18 protein-coding genes are annotated in these 22,621 nt (G+C 35.0%); 11 read left to right on the forward strand and 7 right to left on the reverse strand.

Features of this window, described 5'->3' with window-relative positions:
* Positions 1-32: 32 nt before the first annotated feature.
* A complete protein-coding gene (locus FJOH_RS16290) occupies positions 33-689 on the reverse strand; it encodes a DUF6766 family protein (RefSeq protein ID WP_044048343.1) in 657 nt (218 codons plus the stop codon).
* A 25-nt stretch (positions 690-714) separates the two neighbouring features.
* A complete protein-coding gene (locus FJOH_RS16295; protein WP_012025126.1) occupies positions 715-894 on the reverse strand; it encodes a hypothetical protein in 180 nt (59 codons plus the stop codon).
* Positions 895-1,198: 304 nt separating this feature from the next.
* Here FJOH_RS16295 and FJOH_RS16300 point away from each other — a divergent pair, with 304 nt between their 5' ends.
* A complete protein-coding gene (locus FJOH_RS16300) occupies positions 1,199-3,340 on the forward strand; it encodes a catalase (protein ID WP_012025127.1) in 2,142 nt (713 codons plus the stop codon).
* Positions 3,341-3,357: 17 nt separating this feature from the next.
* Entirely contained in the window at positions 3,358-3,927 is a 570-nt protein-coding gene (locus tag FJOH_RS16305; protein WP_012025128.1) for a YciE/YciF ferroxidase family protein, read from the forward strand.
* A 285-nt stretch (positions 3,928-4,212) separates the two neighbouring features.
* On the opposite strand, the gene FJOH_RS16310 is transcribed toward FJOH_RS16305, so the two are convergent.
* The 3 genes from FJOH_RS16310 to FJOH_RS16320 all read right to left on the reverse strand — a co-directional run bounded on the left by FJOH_RS16310 (position 4,213) and on the right by FJOH_RS16320 (position 8,853).
* Positions 4,213-5,787 carry an arylsulfatase gene (locus FJOH_RS16310; RefSeq protein WP_012025129.1) on the reverse strand — a complete coding sequence of 525 codons (1,575 nt, stop codon included), beginning with the start codon at positions 5,785-5,787 and terminating at the stop codon, positions 4,213-4,215.
* Between the two features lie 36 nt (positions 5,788-5,823).
* A complete protein-coding gene (locus FJOH_RS16315; protein ID WP_012025130.1) occupies positions 5,824-8,196 on the reverse strand; it encodes an arylsulfatase in 2,373 nt (790 codons plus the stop codon).
* A 93-nt stretch (positions 8,197-8,289) separates the two neighbouring features.
* Positions 8,290-8,853, reverse strand: a complete 564-nt coding sequence (locus FJOH_RS16320; RefSeq protein ID WP_012025131.1) for a hypothetical protein — start codon at positions 8,851-8,853, stop codon at positions 8,290-8,292.
* Between the two features lie 181 nt (positions 8,854-9,034).
* Between FJOH_RS16320 and FJOH_RS16325 the strand changes: the two genes are divergently transcribed.
* Complete coding sequence (locus tag FJOH_RS16325) at positions 9,035-9,448, forward strand: helix-turn-helix domain-containing protein (RefSeq protein WP_012025132.1); 414 nt, start codon at positions 9,035-9,037, stop codon at positions 9,446-9,448.
* A 152-nt stretch (positions 9,449-9,600) separates the two neighbouring features.
* Here FJOH_RS16325 and FJOH_RS16330 read toward each other — a convergent pair whose 3' ends face one another.
* Both FJOH_RS16330 and FJOH_RS16335 read right to left on the reverse strand, forming a co-directional pair.
* A complete protein-coding gene (locus tag FJOH_RS16330) occupies positions 9,601-13,302 on the reverse strand; it encodes a YobI family P-loop NTPase (protein WP_012025133.1) in 3,702 nt (1,233 codons plus the stop codon).
* A 301-nt stretch (positions 13,303-13,603) separates the two neighbouring features.
* On the reverse strand, positions 13,604-15,028 hold the full coding sequence (locus FJOH_RS16335) for an amino acid permease (RefSeq protein WP_012025134.1): 1,425 nt from the start codon (positions 15,026-15,028) through the stop codon (positions 13,604-13,606).
* A gap of 370 nt (positions 15,029-15,398) precedes the next feature.
* Between FJOH_RS16335 and FJOH_RS16340 the strand changes: the two genes are divergently transcribed.
* The 8 genes from FJOH_RS16340 to vgrG are packed head-to-tail and all read left to right on the forward strand — an operon-like array spanning position 15,399 to position 22,472.
* Positions 15,399-16,001: a DUF4255 domain-containing protein gene (locus FJOH_RS16340; RefSeq protein ID WP_012025135.1), complete on the forward strand. Its 603-nt coding sequence runs from the start codon at positions 15,399-15,401 to the stop codon at positions 15,999-16,001.
* The gene (locus FJOH_RS16345) at positions 15,998-16,834 is read left to right on the forward strand and encodes a hypothetical protein (protein WP_012025136.1); all 837 of its coding nucleotides are present in this window, start codon (positions 15,998-16,000) and stop codon (positions 16,832-16,834) included. Before FJOH_RS16340 ends, FJOH_RS16345 begins: the two co-directional genes overlap by 4 nt.
* Positions 16,835-16,855: 21 nt before the next feature.
* Positions 16,856-18,958: a phage tail sheath C-terminal domain-containing protein gene (locus tag FJOH_RS16350; RefSeq protein ID WP_012025137.1), complete on the forward strand. Its 2,103-nt coding sequence runs from the start codon at positions 16,856-16,858 to the stop codon at positions 18,956-18,958.
* A 27-nt stretch (positions 18,959-18,985) separates the two neighbouring features.
* Positions 18,986-19,414, forward strand: coding sequence for a phage tail protein (locus tag FJOH_RS16355; RefSeq protein WP_007806487.1), 429 nt, complete (start codon positions 18,986-18,988; stop codon positions 19,412-19,414).
* 2 nt (positions 19,415-19,416) lie between these two features.
* Complete coding sequence (locus FJOH_RS16360; protein WP_012025138.1) at positions 19,417-19,863, forward strand: phage tail protein; 447 nt, start codon at positions 19,417-19,419, stop codon at positions 19,861-19,863.
* Between the two features lie 7 nt (positions 19,864-19,870).
* Complete coding sequence (locus tag FJOH_RS27010; RefSeq protein WP_012025139.1) at positions 19,871-20,035, forward strand: DUF5908 family protein; 165 nt, start codon at positions 19,871-19,873, stop codon at positions 20,033-20,035.
* 1 nt (position 20,036) lies between these two features.
* Positions 20,037-20,726, forward strand: a complete 690-nt coding sequence (locus tag FJOH_RS16365; RefSeq protein WP_012025140.1) for a CIS tube protein — start codon at positions 20,037-20,039, stop codon at positions 20,724-20,726.
* Entirely contained in the window at positions 20,727-22,472 is a 1,746-nt protein-coding gene (vgrG, locus tag FJOH_RS16370; protein WP_012025141.1) for a type VI secretion system tip protein VgrG, read from the forward strand.
* Positions 22,473-22,621: the final 149 nt, after the last annotated feature.

The raw sequence follows: 22,621 nt of genomic DNA on the forward strand, positions 1-22,621 counted from the left end.
CTTTAATCAATAATCGGATTTTTTTTGTAAAATTATTCTCCTGTCTGTATATGGGGAGCATCTACAGGTTTAGACTGTGAAGAACCGATCTGTCTCAGATAAATGGAAAAAATGACTATAGCAAAAACCGACAAAAATTCGCTCTGCCAGTTCTGGAATGACTCAAACCAAAACCGCGAATCTCCTATATATGCCGATGCAGTTTCAAGAGGCAGACCTTTTAATGCGAGCTGCTCATTTTCATCTTTTAAACTGCCGTAAAAATGTGCGGCCATTGAAATAAAAAACAATAAAAACAAGGCAATACTTAGAGAATGCTTATAAACTGCTAATATCCACCCTCCTTTTGTAACTGGCCATGGAACATTTTTTCTTTTAGCAGATGGTTCTCTGTCTACTTCTTCTTCTTTATCTAAATCTTTAGATTCTGAAGAACCTTTCTGCTGCAAAAAAATGGTCAGTACCACTAACAAAGCCATCTGCAAAAATTCACTTTCCCAATTTTCAAATGTAGATTCTATAAAATGTCCTGTAGAGAAATACGAAAATAGAGTAATTTGCGGCGCACCGTCTTCTAAAAGATCTTTATTGTGTTCTGCAAATCCAAATAAAATCTGTCCGGCAAAAGAGCCGGCAAACAATAACAAAAAACAAATTGAAAGCCCATTATTGCGTAAAAATTTTTTCATGATTTTAGGTGTAAAAAATTGCATACTACTGATTTTCATCTTCCGCAGGCTGCAACTGAGATTCCATAAATTTTCCTTTTACAATTGTCCCTTCTTCATCCTCCCATTCTGTGACAACATTCTCTATCAAGTCCGGTTCAAAACCAATAACTTTCATTACCTGTGCGCCAAATTCCTGCTGCACTTTCTCGCCTTTTTTAAACATAGTATTTAATTTTAAAAATAGTATTATTTATATCCAATTCGAAATTAAAGGTATACAAGCTTTATTGAAATACTTTATATCATTGTGCTGCTTTATTATATTATTACACTTTCCAAAAAAAAAACAAACAATTGTATATCAACAACTTAAAATCGTTAATTCTGTAAAATGAGATTGTAATTCTATAACTGAATCAATTATAGTAGAGGTAAATTTGATTGCCTGAAAATGATTTACAGTTTATTGAGGCTGCATTTCTATACTTCTTTTCAGGTTCTATTTTTAACTAATAACATTACCTCATATGAAAAATTTTCAGGATGAAAAGCAGCGAGATCTGCTGATCAACAAATCAGACGGCACGAATAAATTTCTGACCACCGATCAGGGTGTCAAGATTAACGACGACAATAATTCTCTTAAAGCAGGAGAAAGAGGTCCTTCCCTACTGGAAGATTTTATTCTTAGAGAAAAAATCACACATTTTGACCACGAAAGAATTCCTGAAAGAATCGTACACGCGAGGGGATCTGGTGCACATGGCTTCTTTGAAGTCACTAATCCAATACCGGAACTGACCAAAGCAGGTTTTCTTCAGGAAAAAGGACTTAAAACGCCTGTTTTTACAAGATTCTCTACAGTTGCAGGATCCCGTGGTTCTACAGATCTGGCACGTGATGTGCGTGGATTTTCGGTTAAATTTTACACGCAGGAAGGCATCTATGATCTTGTTGGAAATAATGTGCCTGTATTCTTTATTCAGGATGCATCAAAATTTCCAGACCTTATTCATGCGGTAAAACCAGAACCACACAACGAAATTCCGCAGGCTGCTTCTGCACATGATACTTTCTGGGATTTTATATCACTAATGCCAGAATCCATGCACATGATAATGTGGGCGATGTCTGACCGTGCTATTCCGAGAAGCTATCGTATGATGGAAGGTTTTGGAGTGCATACTTTTAGATTAATCAATGAAGCCGGCGAATCTGTGTTTGTAAAATTTCACTGGAAACCTAAATTAGGAACTCACGCAGTGGCCTGGGATGAAGCACAGAAAATTTCAGGAAAAAATCCCGACTTTCACAGACAGGATCTTTGGGAAGCAATCGAAGCAGGAAACTTTCCGGAATGGGACTTAGGTGTTCAGATCATTCCATCAGAAGATGAAAATAAATATGAATTTGATCTGCTGGATCCTACCAAACTGGTGCCGGAAGAACTTGTGCCTGTAACTATTATTGGAAGAATGGTTTTGAACAAAAACCCCGATAACTTTTTTGCAGAAACAGAACAAATTGCTTTTCACCCCGGACATGTAGTGCCTGGAATCGATTTTACAAATGATCCTTTATTACAAGGACGTCTGTTTTCGTATACAGATACACAGCTTTCAAGATTAGGAAGTCCTAATTTTCATGAAATCCCTATTAACCGCAGCGTAGCGCCTGTACATAATAATCAGCGTGACGGACATATGCGTCAGGAAATTAATACCGGACGTGTCAGTTATCATCCTAATTCTCTTGGAGGCGGCTGTCCGTATCAGGCAAAAATTGCAGAAGGAGGATTTGCCAGTTTTAATGAACGCATCGATGCGCATAAAATAAGAGAAAGAAGTGAAAGTTTTAATGATCACTTCGGACAGGCAAAATTATTCTTCAACAGTCAGACCCCTGCAGAAAAAAGCCATATTGTTAAAGCACTTCGTTTCGAACTCGGAAAAGTCGAAACCACAGCCATAAGAATAAGAATGCTTGGACTTTTATCACAAGTGGACCAAGAACTGGCCGAAAAAGTAGCCATTGGACTTGGGGCAACGGTTCCTCCTGTTTTAGAAAAACCGCTGAATCATGGTGTATCTCCTGAAAATGAAAACGGAAAACAGGAATCAACCACAGTGGAGCAGTCTGTAAAATCATCTGATGCATTAAGCATGCTGAAAAACCCAGTTAATTCGCCAACGATTGCATCAAGAAAAGTCGCTATTATTTGTGCCGACGGAGTTTCTGAAGCCGCAGTATCTAACATGAAAAAAGCATTGCTTCAGGAAGATGCAAAAGGCTGTATTGTGGCACCGCATCTAGGAGCTGTAATTTCGGATACTGATGGGGAAATCCATGCAGATTTCAGCTTTCTTACTGCATCATCTGTATTGTTTGATGCTGTTTATATACCAGATGGAGTTGGCTTGACTGTTTTGGCAGAAAGCGATGAAGTAAATGAATTTTTAAGTGATGCTTACAAACACTGCAAAGTAATTGGAGCCGATGGAAGAGCTGTTTCTATACTAAGTGCCGCAAATTTTGCTTCTAAAATCACAAATGATGATGAGGGGCTTATTGTTACTAAAGAAGCTGCAAGTGAAAAATTTGCAAAAGATTTTATACAAGCAATGGGAAAACATAGATTTTGGGAACGCGAACCAAATCTGTACAATTAAAACTAAATAAGAGAACTATGAAAAATTCAGAAAAACCAAATAATACAAAAGCTGCAGACAAAACTCCCAAAAATGGAATTGTACAGCCTGCAGCCGATGCTGCCACAGAATTAAAAGCTTTATTTGTTGACAGCCTTAAAGATATCTATTGGGCAGAAAATGCCCTGGTTGGCGCGCTACCAAAAATGCAGAACAATGCTACAGATGCAGCTCTTGCTTCTGCTATAAAAGAACATCATGCCGTAACACAAAATCAGGTAAAAAGACTTGAAAAAGTTTTTGAACTGCTTGGTGAAAAAGCAGAAGGAAAAAAATGCGAAGCAATGGCAGGATTACTTAAAGAAGGTGACAGTATTCTGGAAGAAACCCAGCCAGGAGCAGTTCGTGATGCAGGAATTATTGCGGCTTCACAAAAAATCGAGCATTATGAAATTGCAACTTATGGAACACTTGTAGCATTTGCAAAAACGCTGGGAGAAAACGATGCTGCAAAATTGCTGACTCAGACACTTGCTGAAGAAAAAGAAGCAGACTGTTTACTAAATGATGTCGCATTAAATACCGTAAATATTGTAGCTGCAGAATAACAGCTGTAGTATTAAATAAAAAAAATCTGCACTTGCTGCAGATTTTTTTTGTTTATCGTTAATATGGAGGTGCTGTAGTATTAAAAACGATTATTGGTTAATCCACTTTTTACTAAATTATCGATAAACGGAATTGAAAAAAATACACCTTATCAAACTTTTTGCAAGTTATAATTTGCAACATATATAACTAAAAGAGATAGCCATTCAAAATAAAAACAGAAAACTGCCCTGTATAAAAAGGAGTTTTCTGTTTTCATACTTACTAAATAATTTTATAAATCATTACTCAGCACCCGGTTTTTTCAAACCAATATCTTTCATTGGATATTTTTGATAAGTAGCTAAGTGAGCTGCAATAAGTCCCATTACGCCTGGGATTCCCCACTCAAAATAACGGTGTCCCTGACTCAATTGTTCTTTTGGGTCTGCGTAAATATTGTATACCCACGGACTCATCCCAATACTTTGAATAGTCGATTGGTCCAGATTTCTTCTTGTCGCCGAAGTATTAAAAACATTCATGTGTACTTTGTATTCCTGCCAGCGAATAGCCATAAATTTGGTTTCTGAATACATAAAAACGGCATTTCGATTCGACACTCCTTTGTCTGACAAGAAAAACGATAACTGATCTACTCCATCAATATAATTACTTGAAGGAATTTTATCTAAAACTCCTGCTGCCGAAAGAGAAGTATTAAACATATCGCAAATATCAAACAAACCATCGCTTATACGTCCCGGAGCTATCATGCCTTTCCAGTAAGCAATTCCCGGAACTCTAACTCCACCTTCCCAAGTTGTGCCTTTTCCTCCTCTAAAGGGTGTATAACCGCCATCTGGCCAAACATCTTCATTTGGACCGTTGTCAGAAGTAAGGAATACTAATGTATTGTCGTCAATTTTTAAGTCCTGCAAAAGTTTCATCAGTCTGCCCACAATGTCATCTACTTCAACAATAGCATCTTTATACGGAATTGCTGCAGGGCTTTTTCCTTTATAACCTTCAGATACATAGTTGTCATTATGCACTTTAGAAAAAGAATGAATTAAATAGAAAGGCTTATTTTCTTTTACCGAACGTTTGATGAAATCTTCGCTGTAGTTTGCAAAAACCTGATCGACTTTAGAAAGTTCTTCAATATTTGATATAGGCTGTACAACCTTGTTTTCTCCTCCCTTTACACCAGTTAAGATATTTTGGTCTACCATTTTTTTCACTGCAGCCAATCGATCTGGTTTATTGATTAAATCTGGATAAATCCACTCATTAACAAACTGTGCGTATTCTGACTGAACAGAACCAAATCCCAGCCATTCATCATAACCAACTTCGTTTGGCAGACTTCCTTTACTTTCGCCCAAATGCCATTTACCTGAAATAGCCGATTTATAACCGTTTTGAGAAAGTATTTTAGCCGTTGTATTTTCTGAAGCCCACGGATTTACTTTCGGATTTTCACCTGTAAGTGTTGGTCTTGTCAAACCTGATCTTGCCGGAATTCTTCCCGTCATAATTGCTGCACGGCTTGGTGTACAAGTTGGCTGTGCATAGGTTGAAGTAAGCTGTAAACCTTCATGAGCCAGTTTATCCATGTTTGGAGTTGGCGCACCAATCGCGACGCCTCCGCCATAAACACCAATATCTCCGTAACCCATATCATCAATAAGAATAATCAGGATATTCGGTTTCTTCTTTAATTTGCTCAATTTATCCTTCATTTCTTTATCCTGATCTGGATGCGGAATTGCAGGCTCTAAATAGTCTTTTACTTTAACCGTTGGGTTAAAATAGTTTTGCTGTGCGCTCATTTCAGCAACTAAAGCTAAAGCTAATAAAACAATATACTTTCTCATAATTCTTTGATTTATGCTAAAATTTTTAATTCACAATTATTTCAAGTCAATCTCGACCTTATCAATAATTCCCGTAAACTTAAATGGAAGCTTATACGAATTTGCAACTGGCGATCCTGAATCTTCACCAATTCCGAAAGTATCGATTCCGAAACGGGCTGCGACGGTTTTATCAATTCGGCCTTCACCAACTAATTTATCATTGATATACAGTTTTCCGGTGCCACCTTTTCCAGTTCCTCCGCCATCATAAGCAAAATCAAATCGTACGGTGCTTTTTCCAACCGGAAGCGATTCTTTTGACGTAATGACATAACGGGCATCATCAAAATAATTATAATGATAAACCAGTTTTCCGTTCTGCACATACAGAGCAAATCCAGCCGAACTTCCGCCAGAAGCCACAATAATACCGCTGTCTGATTTAGATTTCAACTCAATTTCGGCTGTAATGCTGTGCGATTTATTTTTGGTATTTGGAGAAGCTGTTTCTGCCAGTCTGGTTGCGCCTGCGTAGAACGTAAAGTGTTTGCGTTTAGGATCTGACGGCGTAGGTTTTGGCGAAATTAATCTTCCTGTACCTCTGTCATCCAGCGGATAAACATTGTATTTCTTGGCTTCTTCATCAAAAATTGCTTTCAATTCTTTCAGCTTTTCGGGATATTTTTTAGCCAAATCAACAGATTCGCTGTAATCTTCATCAATATTATAAAGTTCCCATTTGTCTTTATCCCAATTTCCGGGTGCAAAATCCTGTCTCCACGGAAAAGTATGCTGTGTTGCCGCTACCCATCCATTATCATATATAGCCCGGTTACTGAAAATTTCAAAATATTGTCTCGTTCTAACAGGTTTAGCGTTTTTATCTGCAAAAGTCGACAAGAACGAAACCCCGTCCATAGGTTTCTGTTCAACACCATCAACGCTTTTTGGCGATGGTAAATGAGAAGCATCTAAAATCGTAGGAAGCACGTCTATTAAATGCACAAACTGACTGCGCATACCGCCTTTATCTTTAATTACTTTTGGCCAGCTTACTACCATTGGATTTCGGCTTCCGCCAAAGTGAGACGCTACTTGTTTCACCCATTGAAAAGGAGCATTTCCTGCCCAAGCCCAGCCTACAGGATAATGCGGCTCGGTATTAGGGCCTCCAATTTCGTCAAGATGTTTTAAGTTGTCTGCCAAAGGAGTTGAAATACCGCTTAATGCTTTTATTTCATTAACTGTTCCTTCCATTCCTCCTTCAGAACTTGCACCGTTATCTCCCACAATATAAAATATCAACGTATTATCGGCATCCGGAAGTTTGCTTATGGCTTCTAAAAGACGTCCTGTTTCATGATCAGCAAACGAAAGATATCCTGCATAGTTTTCCATCAAACGCGCAAACAATTTTTTCTGATCTGCCGAAAGTTTATCCCATGGTGTAACCCAGTCTGGTCTTGGAGTTAATTTTGTTTTAGGCGGAATAATTCCCATTTTCAGTTGACGTTCATAGGTTTCCTGTCTCACAACATCCCAGCCTTTATCAAACTGTCCTTTAAATTTATCTCTCCATTCTTTTGGTGCATGATGCGGTGCGTGCGCAGCTCCGGGAGCAAAATACAGCATAACCGGTTTTTGAGGCGCAACCGATTTACTGTATTCCAGCCAGTTAATGGCTCTATCGGTCATATCGGTCATAAAATGATAACCTTGCTCTGGAGATTTATCTGGTTCTACGGCTTTGGTATTTTCAAAAAGAACCGGATAATACTGATGTGTTTCTCCAGCATTAAATCCATAAAAGTAATCAAACCCTAAACCTGTAGGCCAACGATCGAAAGGACCGGTAACAGAAGTTTCCCAGTCTGGCGTATTGTGATTTTTTCCAAACCAGCTCGTACTGTATCCGTTTCCTTTTAAAATTCTTCCAGATGTTGCCGTTGTTTTTGGAATCATACAATTGTAACTCGGATATCCTGTTGCCCATTCGGCTAAGAAACCAGAACCTGCATTATGATGATTTCTTCCTGTCAATAATGCCGCTCGCGAAGGCCCGCAGATTGCAGTAGTATGAAATCGATTGTATTTTAAACCGTTTGCTGCCAGTTTATCTAATTCTGGCGTAGGAACTGGTCCTCCGAAAGTACTTACCTGCCCAAAACCAACATCGTCTAAAAGAATAATAATTACGTTTGGCGCTCCCTGCGGAGGTGTAACGAGTTTTGGCCATTCTTCTTTGGAGTCTTTGTACGTTTCTCCAATTTTTCCGCCAAATGGAGGTTCTGGAATTGGCAGTATGGTTCGGTCTAATTCTCCTGAATCTGTTTTTTCTGTAACAGAATCTGTTTTTTGAGATTGGTTGCAGCTGAAAAGAAATACAGCTAAAATTAACAGCAGTTTTGGACTAATAAGAGACTTCATATTTCTAGTTTTAGTGATACCCACTAATTTACAAACCTGCGTATTACAAAACTTTTTAATGATGTTGCAGATTATAACTTGCAACAAAGTTTTTTAAGTCCTAAATTCTAAATCAATCTCAACCGTTTTCTTGATTTTTTCAACTCCTCTTTCTCGTATTAATTCTGCTGCATCGAGCATTTTGATAAAATGAATATAAGGTGTTGCCATGTCAGATTCTGGATCTCCGGCAAAAGGAGACAATGAATGCTCGAGAATTTGACTTAGAAAAAATTCAAACTTTTCGAGCGTAATTTCATCAAATGCTTTTTGAAATACTATAAAAGGATTCTCGTATTCTTCTTTTGTGAGAGATGAAAGATGAAAAACCTTTTCGCAGCGCAGGGATTCTTTTAGTTTCCATTTTTTGCTTTTGCCTTGCAGACAGAAACAAACTTTAGAAAAAAAGTTTAAAGCCGTATAAAAAACAAAAGCATCAGAAGGATTGTTTTCTTTGTAGATGTTTTTTTTATAACTCAAAATTACGGCTTCACTTAAGTTTTGTTTGTAATAATCCAGATGTGCAAAATCAAAAAAAACATCAATTGCCTTAAAAGCATTTCCTGTTACATATCCTGCCCAAGAGCAGGCTTTTAATAGTATTTTATCCTTTTTCATAGTCAGAACATTTAAAATTTACCGGCAAAGTAATATGCTTTTAAAAGGATAACTTATTCGAAATACAGATATAATATTCTTACAAAAAAATCTCTTTTTGAAATATTTTTTTATCTTTGAAACTCATGATTTTTAGCCAAATGGCTTTATCTTTGAATCTTCAGAAAAATCAATATTCGTTATGGAACAGAAAATACATCAGGGAAGAAACGTAAAACGTTTTAGAGAAATGCTTAACATCAAGCAGGAAGCTTTGGCTTATGATCTGGGCGAAGACTGGAACCAAAAAAAAATTTCGATGCTGGAGCAAAAAGATGTAATCGAAGAAAACCTCTTGAAACAAATCTCAGCTGTATTAAAAATTCCTGTTGAAGCTTTTCAGAATTTTGATGAAGAACAAGCGATAAATATTATTTCTAATACTTTTCATGAAGGAGCAATAGCAGTTGGCAACAATTCTGGGCATGTAAGTAGTACTGTTAATCCAATTGATAAAATTGTACAAATACACGAAGAAAAAATTGCTTTGTATGAAAGGATGTTGAAGGAGAAAGATGAGATGATGGCGAGATTGGAGAAATTGATTGGGAAATGATTGTTTATAAAGATATATAAAATTAAGAAGAGACCTTTTAGGTCTCTTTTTTTGTTTTTGGAAGTATATATTTGGAAATCAAAAATCTATGTGCATGACGCAGATTTTAGCTAGTAGCTAAAATCTTAGTTCATTTTAATAACAAAAGAAAATTATATTCGTGGTTTTGAATACGGAATTAATTCAATAAACCCAGTATCTTTTGATCTTTTTGTTTTGCTAATAAGAGTTCTTTCAAGATTTGCAATTAACCGCCTATTAACCTCATTGTCAATTACTTTTGGATATTTCCCTCTAGTTAGTTTTGAAAATTCATCAATTTTTTCAATAATGGAACATAAATTTATATTTTCAATAAAACTGAAATACTGATTAATTAATTCTATCTTTAACGAATCTAATAATGCATTCTCAATTAACTGACTTAAAAGGATAAAACTTATATTGTTTATTTTATTGACAGACAAAAATTTACCTAATTCTACAAGTACTTCTGTGCTCGCACTTAAAATTTCATCTGAAGTATTTTCAACTATTTTTAATTTCTGCAATGGACTGATAACCTTTGAAGATAAAATCTCTACTATAATACGACTCTCTAATTCAAAACTTTCAATCTCCATTACAAAATCTGCTATATTTACTTCCAAAAGGAAAATTAGTAGATTTCTAAATTTTTCTTTAATAAATCTGTAGTTGGTTGCTGACAATAAAACCCGCTTGAATTCAATCAGGGATTGCATCTTCAAATCACTGATTTCTCCAAAATCAGTCATGTTTTTGTAAGCAAAAGGAATATTCACAATTATCTCTCCAAAACTTTCATCTGAAATAGCACTTCTTATTAAGTCTTTAATAAAGTCTTTTTTAAGTGCTTCATTAGGATCTTTAATATATCCCTGTTTTGAAAGTTTCTCATAATTATCTTTTAAATTTAAATAATCGACCAACACCTCATCAAAAGCTTTTATTTGCTTATAATATACAAGTATGTTCTCCCACTTCGTTTCAATCTTGCCGTAGATAATTAAAACAGCCTGTATCTCAGCGTTGTTAATTTTAGAGAGATCGGTAATAGAGAATCGCCCGTGTTCAACGAGATCAAAACGAACATTCAGGTCCTCGTTGTTAAGAATTGTACAAAGATTCTCTTGAGATTCATCTGTATTATTTTCCAGTTTTAAAAAAACATTCTCTAGGTACAGATCAAGATTTTGATCAACATACTGGATAAGTTTGGATCTATCTGAATTTTGGATCGTAGTATAATTTTCGGTCTTAAGTTTACCAGCATTTGGCGATTTTAAATCAAAATTCAAAATAAATAAACTTATCATTCTTTCATTAATTACATAAAGATTATGATCATAAATAAACTCAAATAATTCTTTATGATCATGATCGTAGGAAAGGTTTTCAAATTTAACCGTGCCCTTTTTCAGGAAATCTTTTAGTGAGTTAATGCTATCTCCATTTTTGTAAAAACAGTTTAAATTTTCCATCTCTCCAATATAGATAGATAGCTTGTCCGAAATATCAACTCTGTTAATAGTAGCCTGATCCAGATACTTAAAAATATAGAAAAGATAGCTTTCAATCTTGTCTGTTGTAAAATTAGATTTATCTGTTAGATAAATCCACATTCCATCCCAACTTTCAGCCAGTGTTTTAAAAAATACCGCCCGGTTCACTTCTTCCGCATGATTAATATATTCTTCGATGAACCCCAAACTCATTTGATTGTCTTTACTTAATAAAGTAATAACTTGTTTTAATTTAACTGTTTTTTTATTTTCAATTAAATAATCAATTAGTGATAAATTCAATATTGCCTCCTTACCGAAATTCTCAGGTTTTATCCTCTTTATTAAACTACTTATTTCTTTTAGCTTATGCGTATAAGGTAGCGGTTTTTCGCTAGGCAGCAGACTCAGTAAAAAATCATTATCCTCTTGAGCTATGCTTCCTGGATGAAAATGAGAAATATAGTGATTATAATCTTCATTAATATATCCCCCGCTTAACAAATAGTTTATCAGTTTAGAATTATTAATATGGCTATTTTCAATGGCATGTTTTGAAAAATAAACCGTTGAATTATGTGAATCCAATATTTCGTATAATTTTTTTGAATCAAGCTCCTTCTGCTTTCTTTCAATTTCATACAATTCAGATTTAATCTTATTGAGGTTATCTGTTTGCTTATTTGCAATAACCTGCAATCGCTGTGCATACTTCTGATTACCAGCTTTTTTTTCTATTTCTGCAAAGGAAATAGAACTTCCCTGGGAAGAATATTGATTATAATAGTAGGTAATATTTGTTTGTTTTCTAAATAATTCAAAATATTCATCCGTTAAGAGATCATCAATTGTACGTTTATCATGCTGCAGATAAAAACCATAGACTGCGTAATTGTTACGAGTCATATTTAATTCAAAAAAAATTAGAATGTAAACCATTCTCAGTTCCTTAAGATTTTTTAACTTTTCTTCAGTTGTTTGTAAAAGTTTTTCATTTAATTCTTTTGTTATAGTTATAAACTCTTTATTCTTTTCAGCTGTTAATTCTTTTATATTTTCAAAAACAGCATAAACATATCCCTGATTTAAATTTAATTTGTCAAAATCCGTAGGTTCAATGTTTTTATAAATCATCATAGCAAGCAAGTTATCATAACTTTCTAGCTGATTGCCAATAATACTTTTATAAATTTGATATTCATTGAATATGGATTTGATTGTACGGTAGTCATTTAGAAACAGACTAACATCATCAATGAAATCCTTTGATAATTTGTTGCTTAATATATCCTCTTTCAGTTTAGAAAGCAATTTTGAACTTGAACTGGTGTAATTTATAACTGGTATTACCGGAATGATAAAGTCGAAAAACTTTGCCCTTTCATTTTCTTTGAAAATATCATCACAAACAGCATAAATGAAGGTGATTTTTCTTCGCTTTTTTATAGGTTCATAATTATTTATAAGATTGTTAATTTCTCTTAACTTTATAAATATTTCACTTTCATTAAATCTGTCTAAATCTTGAAAAAAAACAATTTCAATTGGATTTCGTTCAAAAAAGTATAAAATTTCATCAATTTCATTCTCAAAGTTTACTGTTTTTTTATCCTCGCTGTTATCAAAATCCATGTCTTTAATCTTAAACTTTGTTAATTTAAAGTTTAAGACAAAACTCATAAGCATAAAAACTAGGAAACAAGTATATGCTATAAAATAAAGACCATAGATAAAGCTTAGAAATCCAGAGTAAAAACTTAGATGCAAAGTTTCTTTCAATTCGTTAAACACTTCTAATTTTAAAAAAAATGACACAGAGCAAAGCCAAAGAATAAAAAGAAATGCTTTGAATTTTATTCCTTTGAGGTTTTCAATTCTTTTAAATCTTGATTCTGGAATTTTTTTATGTTCAACACTATAGAAAAGTTGTTTTAAAATATTATGTTCAATTTTATCTGTATCAAGTGTCTTTTTATCAAATGTAGCCAGTGAAATATTTAAACATTTGTACTGTCTATAGTTATGCTCAAACGTTTTTAGAATAGTACTTTTACCGCTTCCCATAGGACCTGTCAATGCAAGATTTAATATTGCAGGATTATCTATTGCATATTTTATTCTTTTGCTGTGTTTATCTTCTTCCCCTGTTAATACTACAGGGCCAAAATCTTCAAACTCTTCTAGGTTGTCAAAAGTGCTTTTATTTATTTTTGTCAAATATAAGGACAGATGTTTTATAACATTGGGTAAAAAATTGTTTAAAACTTCAATCTTTTTAGATTCGATTTTTTCTACAACATTGAATTTATTTTTTTTTTGAACTTGACTCATAAAAGCGATAGGTTTGAATAAAAACAACTTTAACAAATAAATGAATACTTTAAGCTAAAGTACCTTTTTAAATTTTTTTAGAAGTAGTTTATTTATCAACAATTTCTGAACAAATTGACGTCATATTATATAAGGAAGATTTTCGAAAAAAATCTTTCCAATTGAATTTCCATTATCATATTTGACCTAACCTTCTTCGGTTAATTCGATTTTAATATTTGGAAGTTTTTCTGATGTTGATTTTCTGAATATTCTTTTGATAAATTCTTTCACTGTTGGTTTATGGTTAAAAACGTTATAACTATTCCTTCTTTTTAAAAACCTTATAAAACACAAAAAGAATCAACAGCCAAATAGGAATTAATTCTACAGATATCTTCATATTCGTCATCCACATGATGGATAAAATTCCCAATAAAAATATGAAACAGATATAATTACTTACCGGATAAAATATAGAAGCAAATTTTGTTTTTGTGTTTTCCTTGTCTTTGGCACGTCTAAACTGCAGGTGCGTATACGAAATCATAACCCAGTTAATAACCAAACAAGACACTACTAAAGACATTAAAATACTAAAAGCTTCTTCTGGAATTACTTTATTTATTAAAATACAAACAGCCGCAAAGCATGAAGAAACTAAAATAGCATTAACCGGCACTGATTGTTTGTTCAGCTTCTTTAAAAACTTAGGAGCACTGCCCTGATCTGCTAAACCAAATAACATTCTGGAGTTGCTGTACACACTGCTGTTGTATACAGATAAAGCGGCAGTTAATACAATTAAGTTAAGGACATTTGCGATAAGGCTTGTAAAAAATATTTTGTTTCCAAAAAGTTCAAACTCCATTCCGTTTAAGTTTTGAAAAACCATTACAAACGGACTGCTGTCTGTTGTAATTTGTCTCCACGGCGACAAAGCAAACAAAATAACCAATGCACCAACATAAAATATAAGGATTCTGTAAATAACCTGATTGGTTGCTTTTGGAATGTTTTTTTCTGGATTTTCTGCTTCTGCAGCGGTAATTCCAATAAGTTCTAAACCGCCAAAAGAAAACATAATCAAAGCCATTGCCGACAATAATCCCTGAAAATCCCCTGCTGCTGTTTTTTCAAAAACTCCTTTTGGAAAAAAACCTCCATCATTATACAAATTATGAATACTGGCGTGCTCTCCTCCTGTACCGCTTATTAATAAATAAGTACCAAAAAGAATCATGGCAATAATGGCGACAACTTTTATAATTGAGAACCAAAATTCTGTTTCTCCGTACACTTTTACCGAGGCAAAATTTAAAGCATTAATAACCAAAAAGAAAAACAAACTGGATGCCCAAAGCGGAATTTCGGGCCACCAAAACTGTACATAAACCCCAATGGCTGTTAGTTCGGCCATACTAACAAGAATATACAAAATCCAATAATTCCAACCCGATGCAAAACCCGCAAAAGAACCGCAGTATTTATAGGCAAAATAACTAAAACTTCCAGATACAGGTTCTTCGACAACCATTTCGCCAAGCTGTCTCATAATAAAGAAAGCGATAATTCCGGCAATAGCATATCCTAAAATAACCGAAGGTCCTGCCAATACGGCCGCCGGACCAATGCCCAGGAAAAGACCTGTTCCTATAGATCCGCCTAAGGCAATTAACTGAATGTGTCGGTTAGTCAGCCCGCGTTTAAGCTGAGTTTCTTCTACGGCATCATGATTTTTTTTCACAGATTAGATTTTAAGGTATTTAAATGTATTCAAAAAATGTATAAACAGCGAAGATAAGTTAAAAAAGGAATCGTACAAACTTCTTTCTGTCTCATCTGTCAGAATCAAATATAAATATTTTAAGCTTTAAAAAACCAAACTGCCGGCTTGCTGCACGCTGATTTTAAAAGGCTGAAAAAACAAAACACAACTAACTAAAAACCAATATGTTAAATAAATTAAAAAAGGGGAATTTTCCCCTTTTCTGGTACCTCTGCATTTATCTAATTTAGTCAAATCTTAAAAGCACAGTCAGAAGCCCCATTCTAGTTACAATCTGCGCCATGAATCATTACTATTTCATTTAATACTTATACAATTTTATCAAAAGATGATTTTTGAAGTAATACAAATAATTGCAGAACAGGTAAATAACTATCTCGAAGAAATTGGGTTAGAGAAAACTGTTGTACCCGAAAATATTGCTTTTTTAGAATCGCAAAGTAATGATATAGACGATCCTTTAAAAGATGGCGTAGCACTTACGTTAATCAATATTCACGAAGAAGCTGCTTTAAAAAACTTCCCAAATCATACGGTTGAAAATACAAAAACAATATACAGAAACAGCATCATCAATTTAAACCTGTATTTGCTGTTTAGCGCCAATAGAGATAAGTATATCAATTCTCTTAATGATATTTCAAAAATCATAGAATTTTTTCAGGGAAAAAAACTTTTTACACAAGCCAATACCATTTATAACCGAAACAGCAGCGCAATGAGCAATGTAGACAATTTTAGATTTACGGTTGAGCTCTACACTCCCACTTTTGAAGAACTAAATTATATCTGGGGAACATTGGGCGGCAAACAGCTTCCATCGGCTTTATATAAAGTAAGCCTGATACAAATTGAACGCAATATTGTACAGGCTGAAGGACAGCTTATTGGCGAATTTTCTGGTATAACTAAAAAGAAAGATCAACAATGAGTTTTGATGCCACATACGGATTGTTGTTTGAAGTAACGTTTCTTCATAATTATTTCCTCAATAACGGAGAAGAAACTTTTGCGAGTATGACAAATGCTGATAAACAAAAAATGCTCCAGCAGTTTAGTACAGATGCTTTCCTGGTATTAACACCCACTTTAGAAACCAATACTGTACTCAAAAACTATAAAATGACATTCAAAAAAACCAAAACAGGTTTTAGAATATATACTAAAGTAAAAGATGAATTTGAACCATTTATAAAAATCCCTGCAAATCTGAACCTTACGTTTTTAATTAAAATTAATGATTATCAATTTGAAAATTATACTAATCTTGATTTTGCTCTTACTCAGGCATATCATTTCAGTAATGTAAAACCATTAACTGAACCCGTTTCGTTTGAATATCTTCCAAAAATAAGTGACAACAAACTTATTTCAAATGCATATTTAGTATCTGAAGAAACTACTGCTTATTTAGTTTCAGCACTGGAACCGTCAGAACAGCAAAATGTATTTGGCATTATTTCACTAACCGCAAAGGGCGACAACAGCTCTGGAAACATTGTAAATACTTTGGGCAAAATGCTGAGCCCGAATTTTAAAATACATTTTGATAATCGGAAAACGCTTTGGAAATACATTAACCGAAAAGCAGGAACCGAAATTAAAACCAACGCCGCAAAACCATTAACACGTTCCGGTTTTGTAGAAATTGACCCGCTTACCGATTTTACGCCTGCGCAGCCGGCAGAAAGCCAGTATCCAAATCCATCTGTAAAATCAATAACAAAAATCAATAGTGATTACTATTCGGAAATATTTATTTAATAATTAAAAAACAAATCAATTATGGCAACAACTTACAAAACGCCTGGAGTATATGTTGAGGAAATCGTAAAGTTTCCCCCTTCTGTTGCCCAGGTAGAGACAGCGATTCCCTGTTTTATCGGCTATACAGAAAAAGCCACAAACAAGATTAATGGAGATTTGAAATTAACACCAACAAGAATAACATCTCTTTTAGAATACGAACGCTTTTTTGGCTTTGCAAAACCAGAAACTACAATTAGTGTTACCATTAATGATGTTTCAGGTGATAATGGCGACACAAGATCTATTGTTGTCGATCAGCCCACTGCAAAACAGCCTTTTTTAATGTATTATTCTTTGCAGCTGTTCTTTGCAAATGGCGGCGGTCCATGCTACATTATTTCGGTTGGGCGTTATGGAAATGATTTAGATGACACAGACTCTCCGGTTACAGCAATCAACAACAGCGAAGCATTAAACGACGGATTAGCAGAATTAGAAAAGGTAGACGAACCAACGCTGATTTTATTTCCGGATGCAACGCAGGTAAGCGGCATAACAATTACTGATTTCTACGGATTATACAACAGTGCCTTAATGCAGTGCCAGAATCTTCAGGACAGATTTACATTAATTGATACTTTAAGCTACGATGAATCAAGCCCGACAGATCCTAATATAGACGATTTGAGAAATAAAATCAGCTCAGAAAAAGACACTATTAAATACGGAGCTGTTTATTATCCTCACCTTGAAACCATTCTGGATTATGCTTTTGACAGCAGTAAAATTATTTTAAAACATTACTCTTATACAGCAAAAGCTTATGATCAAATTGCAGCAGGATTAGTTCCTATCGAAAATGCAACTACAGGAATTGACGCAACTGTAGCAAAATTGGTTGACGTTACTGCTGTTGCTCCATTTAATATTTCTGGTCAAATAAGCGATTTGTTTTTACAGATGTACAGCAACGATGCTACTGGTTTTGATCTTGGCGGAACTTTCGTAAGCGATCCTGCTAAAAAAACGGCTTTCATGACCAAACTGAATGATCTGCTTACTTCTCTAGAAAGTTTATCCCTTTTAAGAAACTCGCTGAACGACGAAGCAAATGCCGCAATCAGCACGATATCTGATGAAGATGCGGTTATTGCAAATAACATTACAGGTGCTTTGACTGCATTTAATGCAAACTTTTCTGGTTCAAATAAAATTGACTCTGTATATAAAAACCTGAAAACATTAAAGAAAAAAATTCAGGACGAGAATGCAGCAGCAAAACTGCTTAAAATTATATCAACTGACACTGTAAGTTTTGATAAAGAATTAAAAAAATTGGTTGACTATACTGATTTGAATACTCAAAACGATATTACGTTAGTTGCAAATAATCTTTCTGGCATTAAAGCAAATCTGCTTACGCTTTTAGATGCAATTAAATCTGTGAGCGGAAAAGATGTCAATAACGGAGAATTAAACGGAAGAAAATTAAGCACTTTAGAAAGTATCGACAATGCGACTTTTAATAAGATACTTACTGAAATTTACAACCTGCCAATTACACTTCCTCCAAGCTCTGCTATTGCAGGAGTTTATGCAAGAGTTGACAGAGACAGAGGCGTATGGAAAGCACCTGCAAATGTAAGCCTGAACTATGTAATACAGCCAACCGTTAAAATAACAAATACCATTCAGGACAACTTAAATGTTGATACTGTAGCAGGTAAATCAATTAATGCTATCAGAACATTTACCGGCAAAGGAACCTTGGTTTGGGGGTCAAGAACCTTAGCCGGTAATGATAGTGAATGGCGTTATGTACCCGTTCGCCGCTTCTTTAATATGGCCGAAGAATCGATTAAAAAAGCAACAGAACAGTTTGTTTTTGAACCAAACGATGCCAATACCTGGATAAGAGTAAGAGCTATGATTGAGAATTTCTTAATTCTTCAATGGAGAGCCGGAGCTTTGGCAGGAGCCAAACCAGAACAAGCTTTTTATGTACGAATTGGATTGGGACAAACCATGTCTGCAATGGATATTTTAGACGGTAAAATGATAATCGAAATTGGTATGGCAGTAGTTCGTCCGGCTGAGTTCATTATTCTTCGTTTCTCTCACAAAATGCAGGAATCTTAATTAAATCATCATTAAAAAATATAGATCATGAGTTATCCGTTACCAAAGTTTCATTTCTCAGTTGACTGGGGAGGAACAAAAATAGGTTTTACAGAAGTTTCCGGATTAGATGTAGAAACCGAAGTTATTGAGTACCGTCAGGGTGCAAGTCCGGAATACAGCAAAATCAAAATGCCGGGCATGCAGAAGTACTCTAACATTACGATGAAAAGAGGCACTTTTAAAAGCGATAATGAATATTACGCATGGTGGAATACCGTAAAACTAAACACCATCGAAAGAAGGGATATTACCATCAAACTGCTTAACGAGGAACACGAACCCGTGATTACCTGGAAAGTAAAAAATGCATGGCCTACAAAAGTGCAGTCAACTGATTTAAAAGCCGATGGAAACGAAGTAGCCATCGAGTCAATAGAATTGGTCCACGAAGGTTTATCTATTCAAAATGATTAGTCATGGCTAACTATTATCCACCCGTAGGTTTTCATTTTCTGGTTGAATTTGATCAGCTGGGCACGAAAGAAAAAGACCATCAATTTCAATCCGTATCAGGACTCTCCGTAGATCTTGAAACGGAAGAAATTGTCGAGGGTGGAGAAAACAGATTCAAACACAAACTTCCTGTAAAAACCAAATATCCCAATTTGGTTTTAAAAAGAGGGATACTAATTGATTCTGACGTAATTGAATGGTGCCGAAAAGCATTAGAAAATTTCGAGTTTAAGCCCGTCGATTTAACTGTAAAACTATTAAATCAGGACCATGAACCTTTAATGCACTGGAAAGTGGTACATGCTTATCCTGTAAAATGGGCAGTTGAAGATTTTAGTGCTCTGGAAAGCAAAATTGTTGTTGAAAGCTTTGAGCTTGCTTATAATTATTTCACCCTTCATAAAAAATAATTTTATCATGCCAATTGAAATCAAAGAGCTTCACATTAAAATAAACGTGAACGAAAGCTCAAATTCGGGTGTAAAACCAGCTGCTTCATCTTCATTAAACAATGAAAAAGATACTGTGGCTGAGTGTGTCGAGCAAGTAATGAAAATTATTGAACGTAAAAAAGAACGCTGATATGACAACTGGTGAATTAAAAAAACTGAAGATTATTGCGTACAGCGATCCGCAATTCAACAATCCCGTTTCGGATATTGAAGAGTTTGTTACTTTGATGAATCCCGAAAAATACACTTTTCATTACAAGATTGAGCAAGATACAACCCAGGCAGCCGGAACGAGCAGTCCCGCACCAAGGTTTACTGCAATTGCTCCGGAGGAATTAGAACTGGATTTTGTTTTTGACCGAACTGGCGTTATTGCCGGAAAGGAAAGCACAGAAAATGGTGTTATTGAAGACATTGAGCATTTTAGAAAAGTAATTTTAGAATACAACGGTACAGAACATAAGCCAAACTATTTAAAAATTGCCTGGGGAAGCCTTTTATTCAAAGGATCTCTCACAGAAATGACTATTGAGTATAAACTTTTCAGACCAGATGGTACGCCTATTAGAGCCATTGCAAAAGGAAAATTCAAAGGTGTTGTTGAAGATGAATTAAGAGCAAAACAGCAAAACAATCAATCACCAGATTTAACGCATACCAGAATTGTAAAAGCGGGCGATACGCTTCCGTTAATGTCTTTTAAAATCTATGGCGATTCAAAATATTATCTCGAAGTAGCAAAAGCCAATAAGCTTATCAATTTCAGAAAATTAAAAATCGGCCAGAAAATATTTTTTCCTCCACTGCAAAAACAACAATAGATGAACAATAGCGGCGTCATACAAACCAGTAAAAGTGCAGATTTAGTTACGCACAAACTGCTCATTGAAGGAAATGAACTGTCTGGTGTTTATCAGGTTATGAGCATTGTTGTTCATAATGAGGTGAACAGAATCCCAATGGCGCAGATTGTTTTAACCGATGGAGATGCATCGGCACAAGATTTTAAATTGAGTAATGAAGATTTGCTAATTCCGGGAAAAAAAATAGAAATAAAAGCGGGCTATCACAGTGATGAAGAAACCATTTACAAAGGAATTGTGGTAAAACATTCCATAAAAATAAAAGACAATTCTTCCCTGTTAATTGTAGAATGCAAAGACGAAGCGGTAAAACTGACTATTGGCAGAAAAAGCAAATATTTTTATGACGTAAAAGACAGTGACGCTTTTGAAGACATTATTGGCACTTATGGATTGCAAAAAGACGTAGAAAGCACTAATTATAGTCACAAAGAGTTAGTGCAGTACAATACTTCCGATTGGGATTTTATTGTGTCTCGTGCGCAGGCAAACGGAAAATTATGTTTTGTTGAAAATGGCAAAATTTCGATTAAAAAACCAGATTTAACTTCTGAACCAGTCGAAACGGTTGCTTTTGGTTCGAGTATGCTCGATTTTGATGCCGAAATTGATGCCCGAAATCAGTTTGCTAAAGTTTCATCTTACAGCTGGAACGCATCCAATCAGGAATTATTAGAAATTGAAGCCAAAGATCCAAGCGTAAGTCTAAACGGAAATTTATCTCCTTCGGATTTATCTGATATCGTAAAGCTTGAAAATTTAGAATTGCGCCACGGCGGTCATGTTACCGATACCGAATTGCAAGATTGGGCCGATGCGAAATTATTATTCCAGCAGCTGTCAAAAGTTCGCGGAAGAGTAAAATTTCAAGGCATTCCCGCTGTAAAACCCAATACCATTATCACGCTTGAAGGCGTTGGAGACCGCTTTAACGGCAAAGCATACATTACGGGCGTTTTCCATGAAATTACAAACGGAAACTGGACCGTAAACGTGCAGTTTGGATTAAACCCCGAATGGTTTTCTGAAACGTATGATGTCAATACGCCGTCGGCATCAGGAATAATTCCATCCATAAAAGGACTGCATATTGGTATTGTAACCCAGCTTCAGGACGATCCCGATGGTGAAGACAGAATTTTGGTCAAAATCCCAATAATCAATAACGACGAACAGGGCATTTGGTGCAGAATAGCTGTCTTAGATGCGGGTGACAACAGAGGTACTTTTTTCAGGCCGGAAATTGAAGACGAAGTAATTATCGGTTTCATCAACGAAGATCCAAATGATGCTATTGTATTGGGAATGCTCCACAGCAGCGCGAAACCTGCTCCTCTAAAAGCAGCCGACGATAATCATCAAAAAGGGATTTTTACAAGAAGTGAAATGAAAGTTCTTTTTGACGATGATAAAAAATCGATAGCCATTGAAACTCCGGCAGGCAAAAAAATAACACTAGACGAAGACAAAGGTTCAATAGTTATTGAAGACGAAAATTCGAACATCATTACAATTGACAGCGCAGGAATAAAAATGGAAAGTGCGGGCGATATTTCAATAAAAGCAACTGGCGATGTAAAAATTGAAGGCATGAATGTAAATCTAAAAGCAACTGCACAATTTAAAGCCGAAGGAAATGCCGGCGCAGAAATGTCATCAGCAGCAGTGGCGATTGTAAAAGGCAGTATTGTACAAATAAATTAAATTATCTCTATTGCTTTCAATTTAAAAAATCTTTTAAACACATAGAAACATAGTTTTTTATGTCAAAAAAAGAAAGTAAAAGAACCCAGTTTCCACACATGGCTGCACCTATGTGCATTTAAATTAGTGAAACGCCTTTTTTAAAGCTG

It is taken from the genome of Flavobacterium johnsoniae UW101, from assembly GCF_000016645.1.
Lineage (GTDB): Bacteria > Bacteroidota > Bacteroidia > Flavobacteriales > Flavobacteriaceae > Flavobacterium > Flavobacterium johnsoniae.

Bases quoted from the DNA above. Each gene is read 5' to 3' on its own strand.
- FJOH_RS16315 (WP_012025130.1), bottom strand. From the start codon at position 8,196: ATGAAGTCTCTTATTAGTCCAAAACTGCTGTTAATTTTAGCTGTATTT.
- FJOH_RS16295 (WP_012025126.1), bottom strand. From the start codon at position 894: ATGTTTAAAAAAGGCGAGAAAGTGCAGCAGGAATTTGGCGCACAGGTA.
- FJOH_RS16325 (WP_012025132.1), top strand. From the start codon at position 9,035: ATGGAACAGAAAATACATCAGGGAAGAAACGTAAAACGTTTTAGAGAA.
- FJOH_RS16360 (WP_012025138.1), top strand. From the start codon at position 19,417: ATGGCTAACTATTATCCACCCGTAGGTTTTCATTTTCTGGTTGAATTT.
- FJOH_RS16365 (WP_012025140.1), top strand. From the start codon at position 20,037: ATGACAACTGGTGAATTAAAAAAACTGAAGATTATTGCGTACAGCGAT.
- FJOH_RS16340 (WP_012025135.1), top strand. From the start codon at position 15,399: ATGATTTTTGAAGTAATACAAATAATTGCAGAACAGGTAAATAACTAT.
- FJOH_RS16305 (WP_012025128.1), top strand. From the start codon at position 3,358: ATGAAAAATTCAGAAAAACCAAATAATACAAAAGCTGCAGACAAAACT.
- FJOH_RS16290 (WP_044048343.1), bottom strand. From the start codon at position 689: ATGAAAAAATTTTTACGCAATAATGGGCTTTCAATTTGTTTTTTGTTA.
- FJOH_RS16320 (WP_012025131.1), bottom strand. From the start codon at position 8,853: ATGAAAAAGGATAAAATACTATTAAAAGCCTGCTCTTGGGCAGGATAT.
- FJOH_RS16350 (WP_012025137.1), top strand. From the start codon at position 16,856: ATGGCAACAACTTACAAAACGCCTGGAGTATATGTTGAGGAAATCGTA.
- FJOH_RS16345 (WP_012025136.1), top strand. From the start codon at position 15,998: ATGAGTTTTGATGCCACATACGGATTGTTGTTTGAAGTAACGTTTCTT.
- FJOH_RS27010 (WP_012025139.1), top strand. From the start codon at position 19,871: ATGCCAATTGAAATCAAAGAGCTTCACATTAAAATAAACGTGAACGAA.
- FJOH_RS16300 (WP_012025127.1), top strand. From the start codon at position 1,199: ATGAAAAATTTTCAGGATGAAAAGCAGCGAGATCTGCTGATCAACAAA.
- FJOH_RS16330 (WP_012025133.1), bottom strand. From the start codon at position 13,302: ATGAGTCAAGTTCAAAAAAAAAATAAATTCAATGTTGTAGAAAAAATC.
- vgrG (WP_012025141.1), top strand. From the start codon at position 20,727: ATGAACAATAGCGGCGTCATACAAACCAGTAAAAGTGCAGATTTAGTT.
- FJOH_RS16355 (WP_007806487.1), top strand. From the start codon at position 18,986: ATGAGTTATCCGTTACCAAAGTTTCATTTCTCAGTTGACTGGGGAGGA.
- FJOH_RS16310 (WP_012025129.1), bottom strand. From the start codon at position 5,787: ATGAGAAAGTATATTGTTTTATTAGCTTTAGCTTTAGTTGCTGAAATG.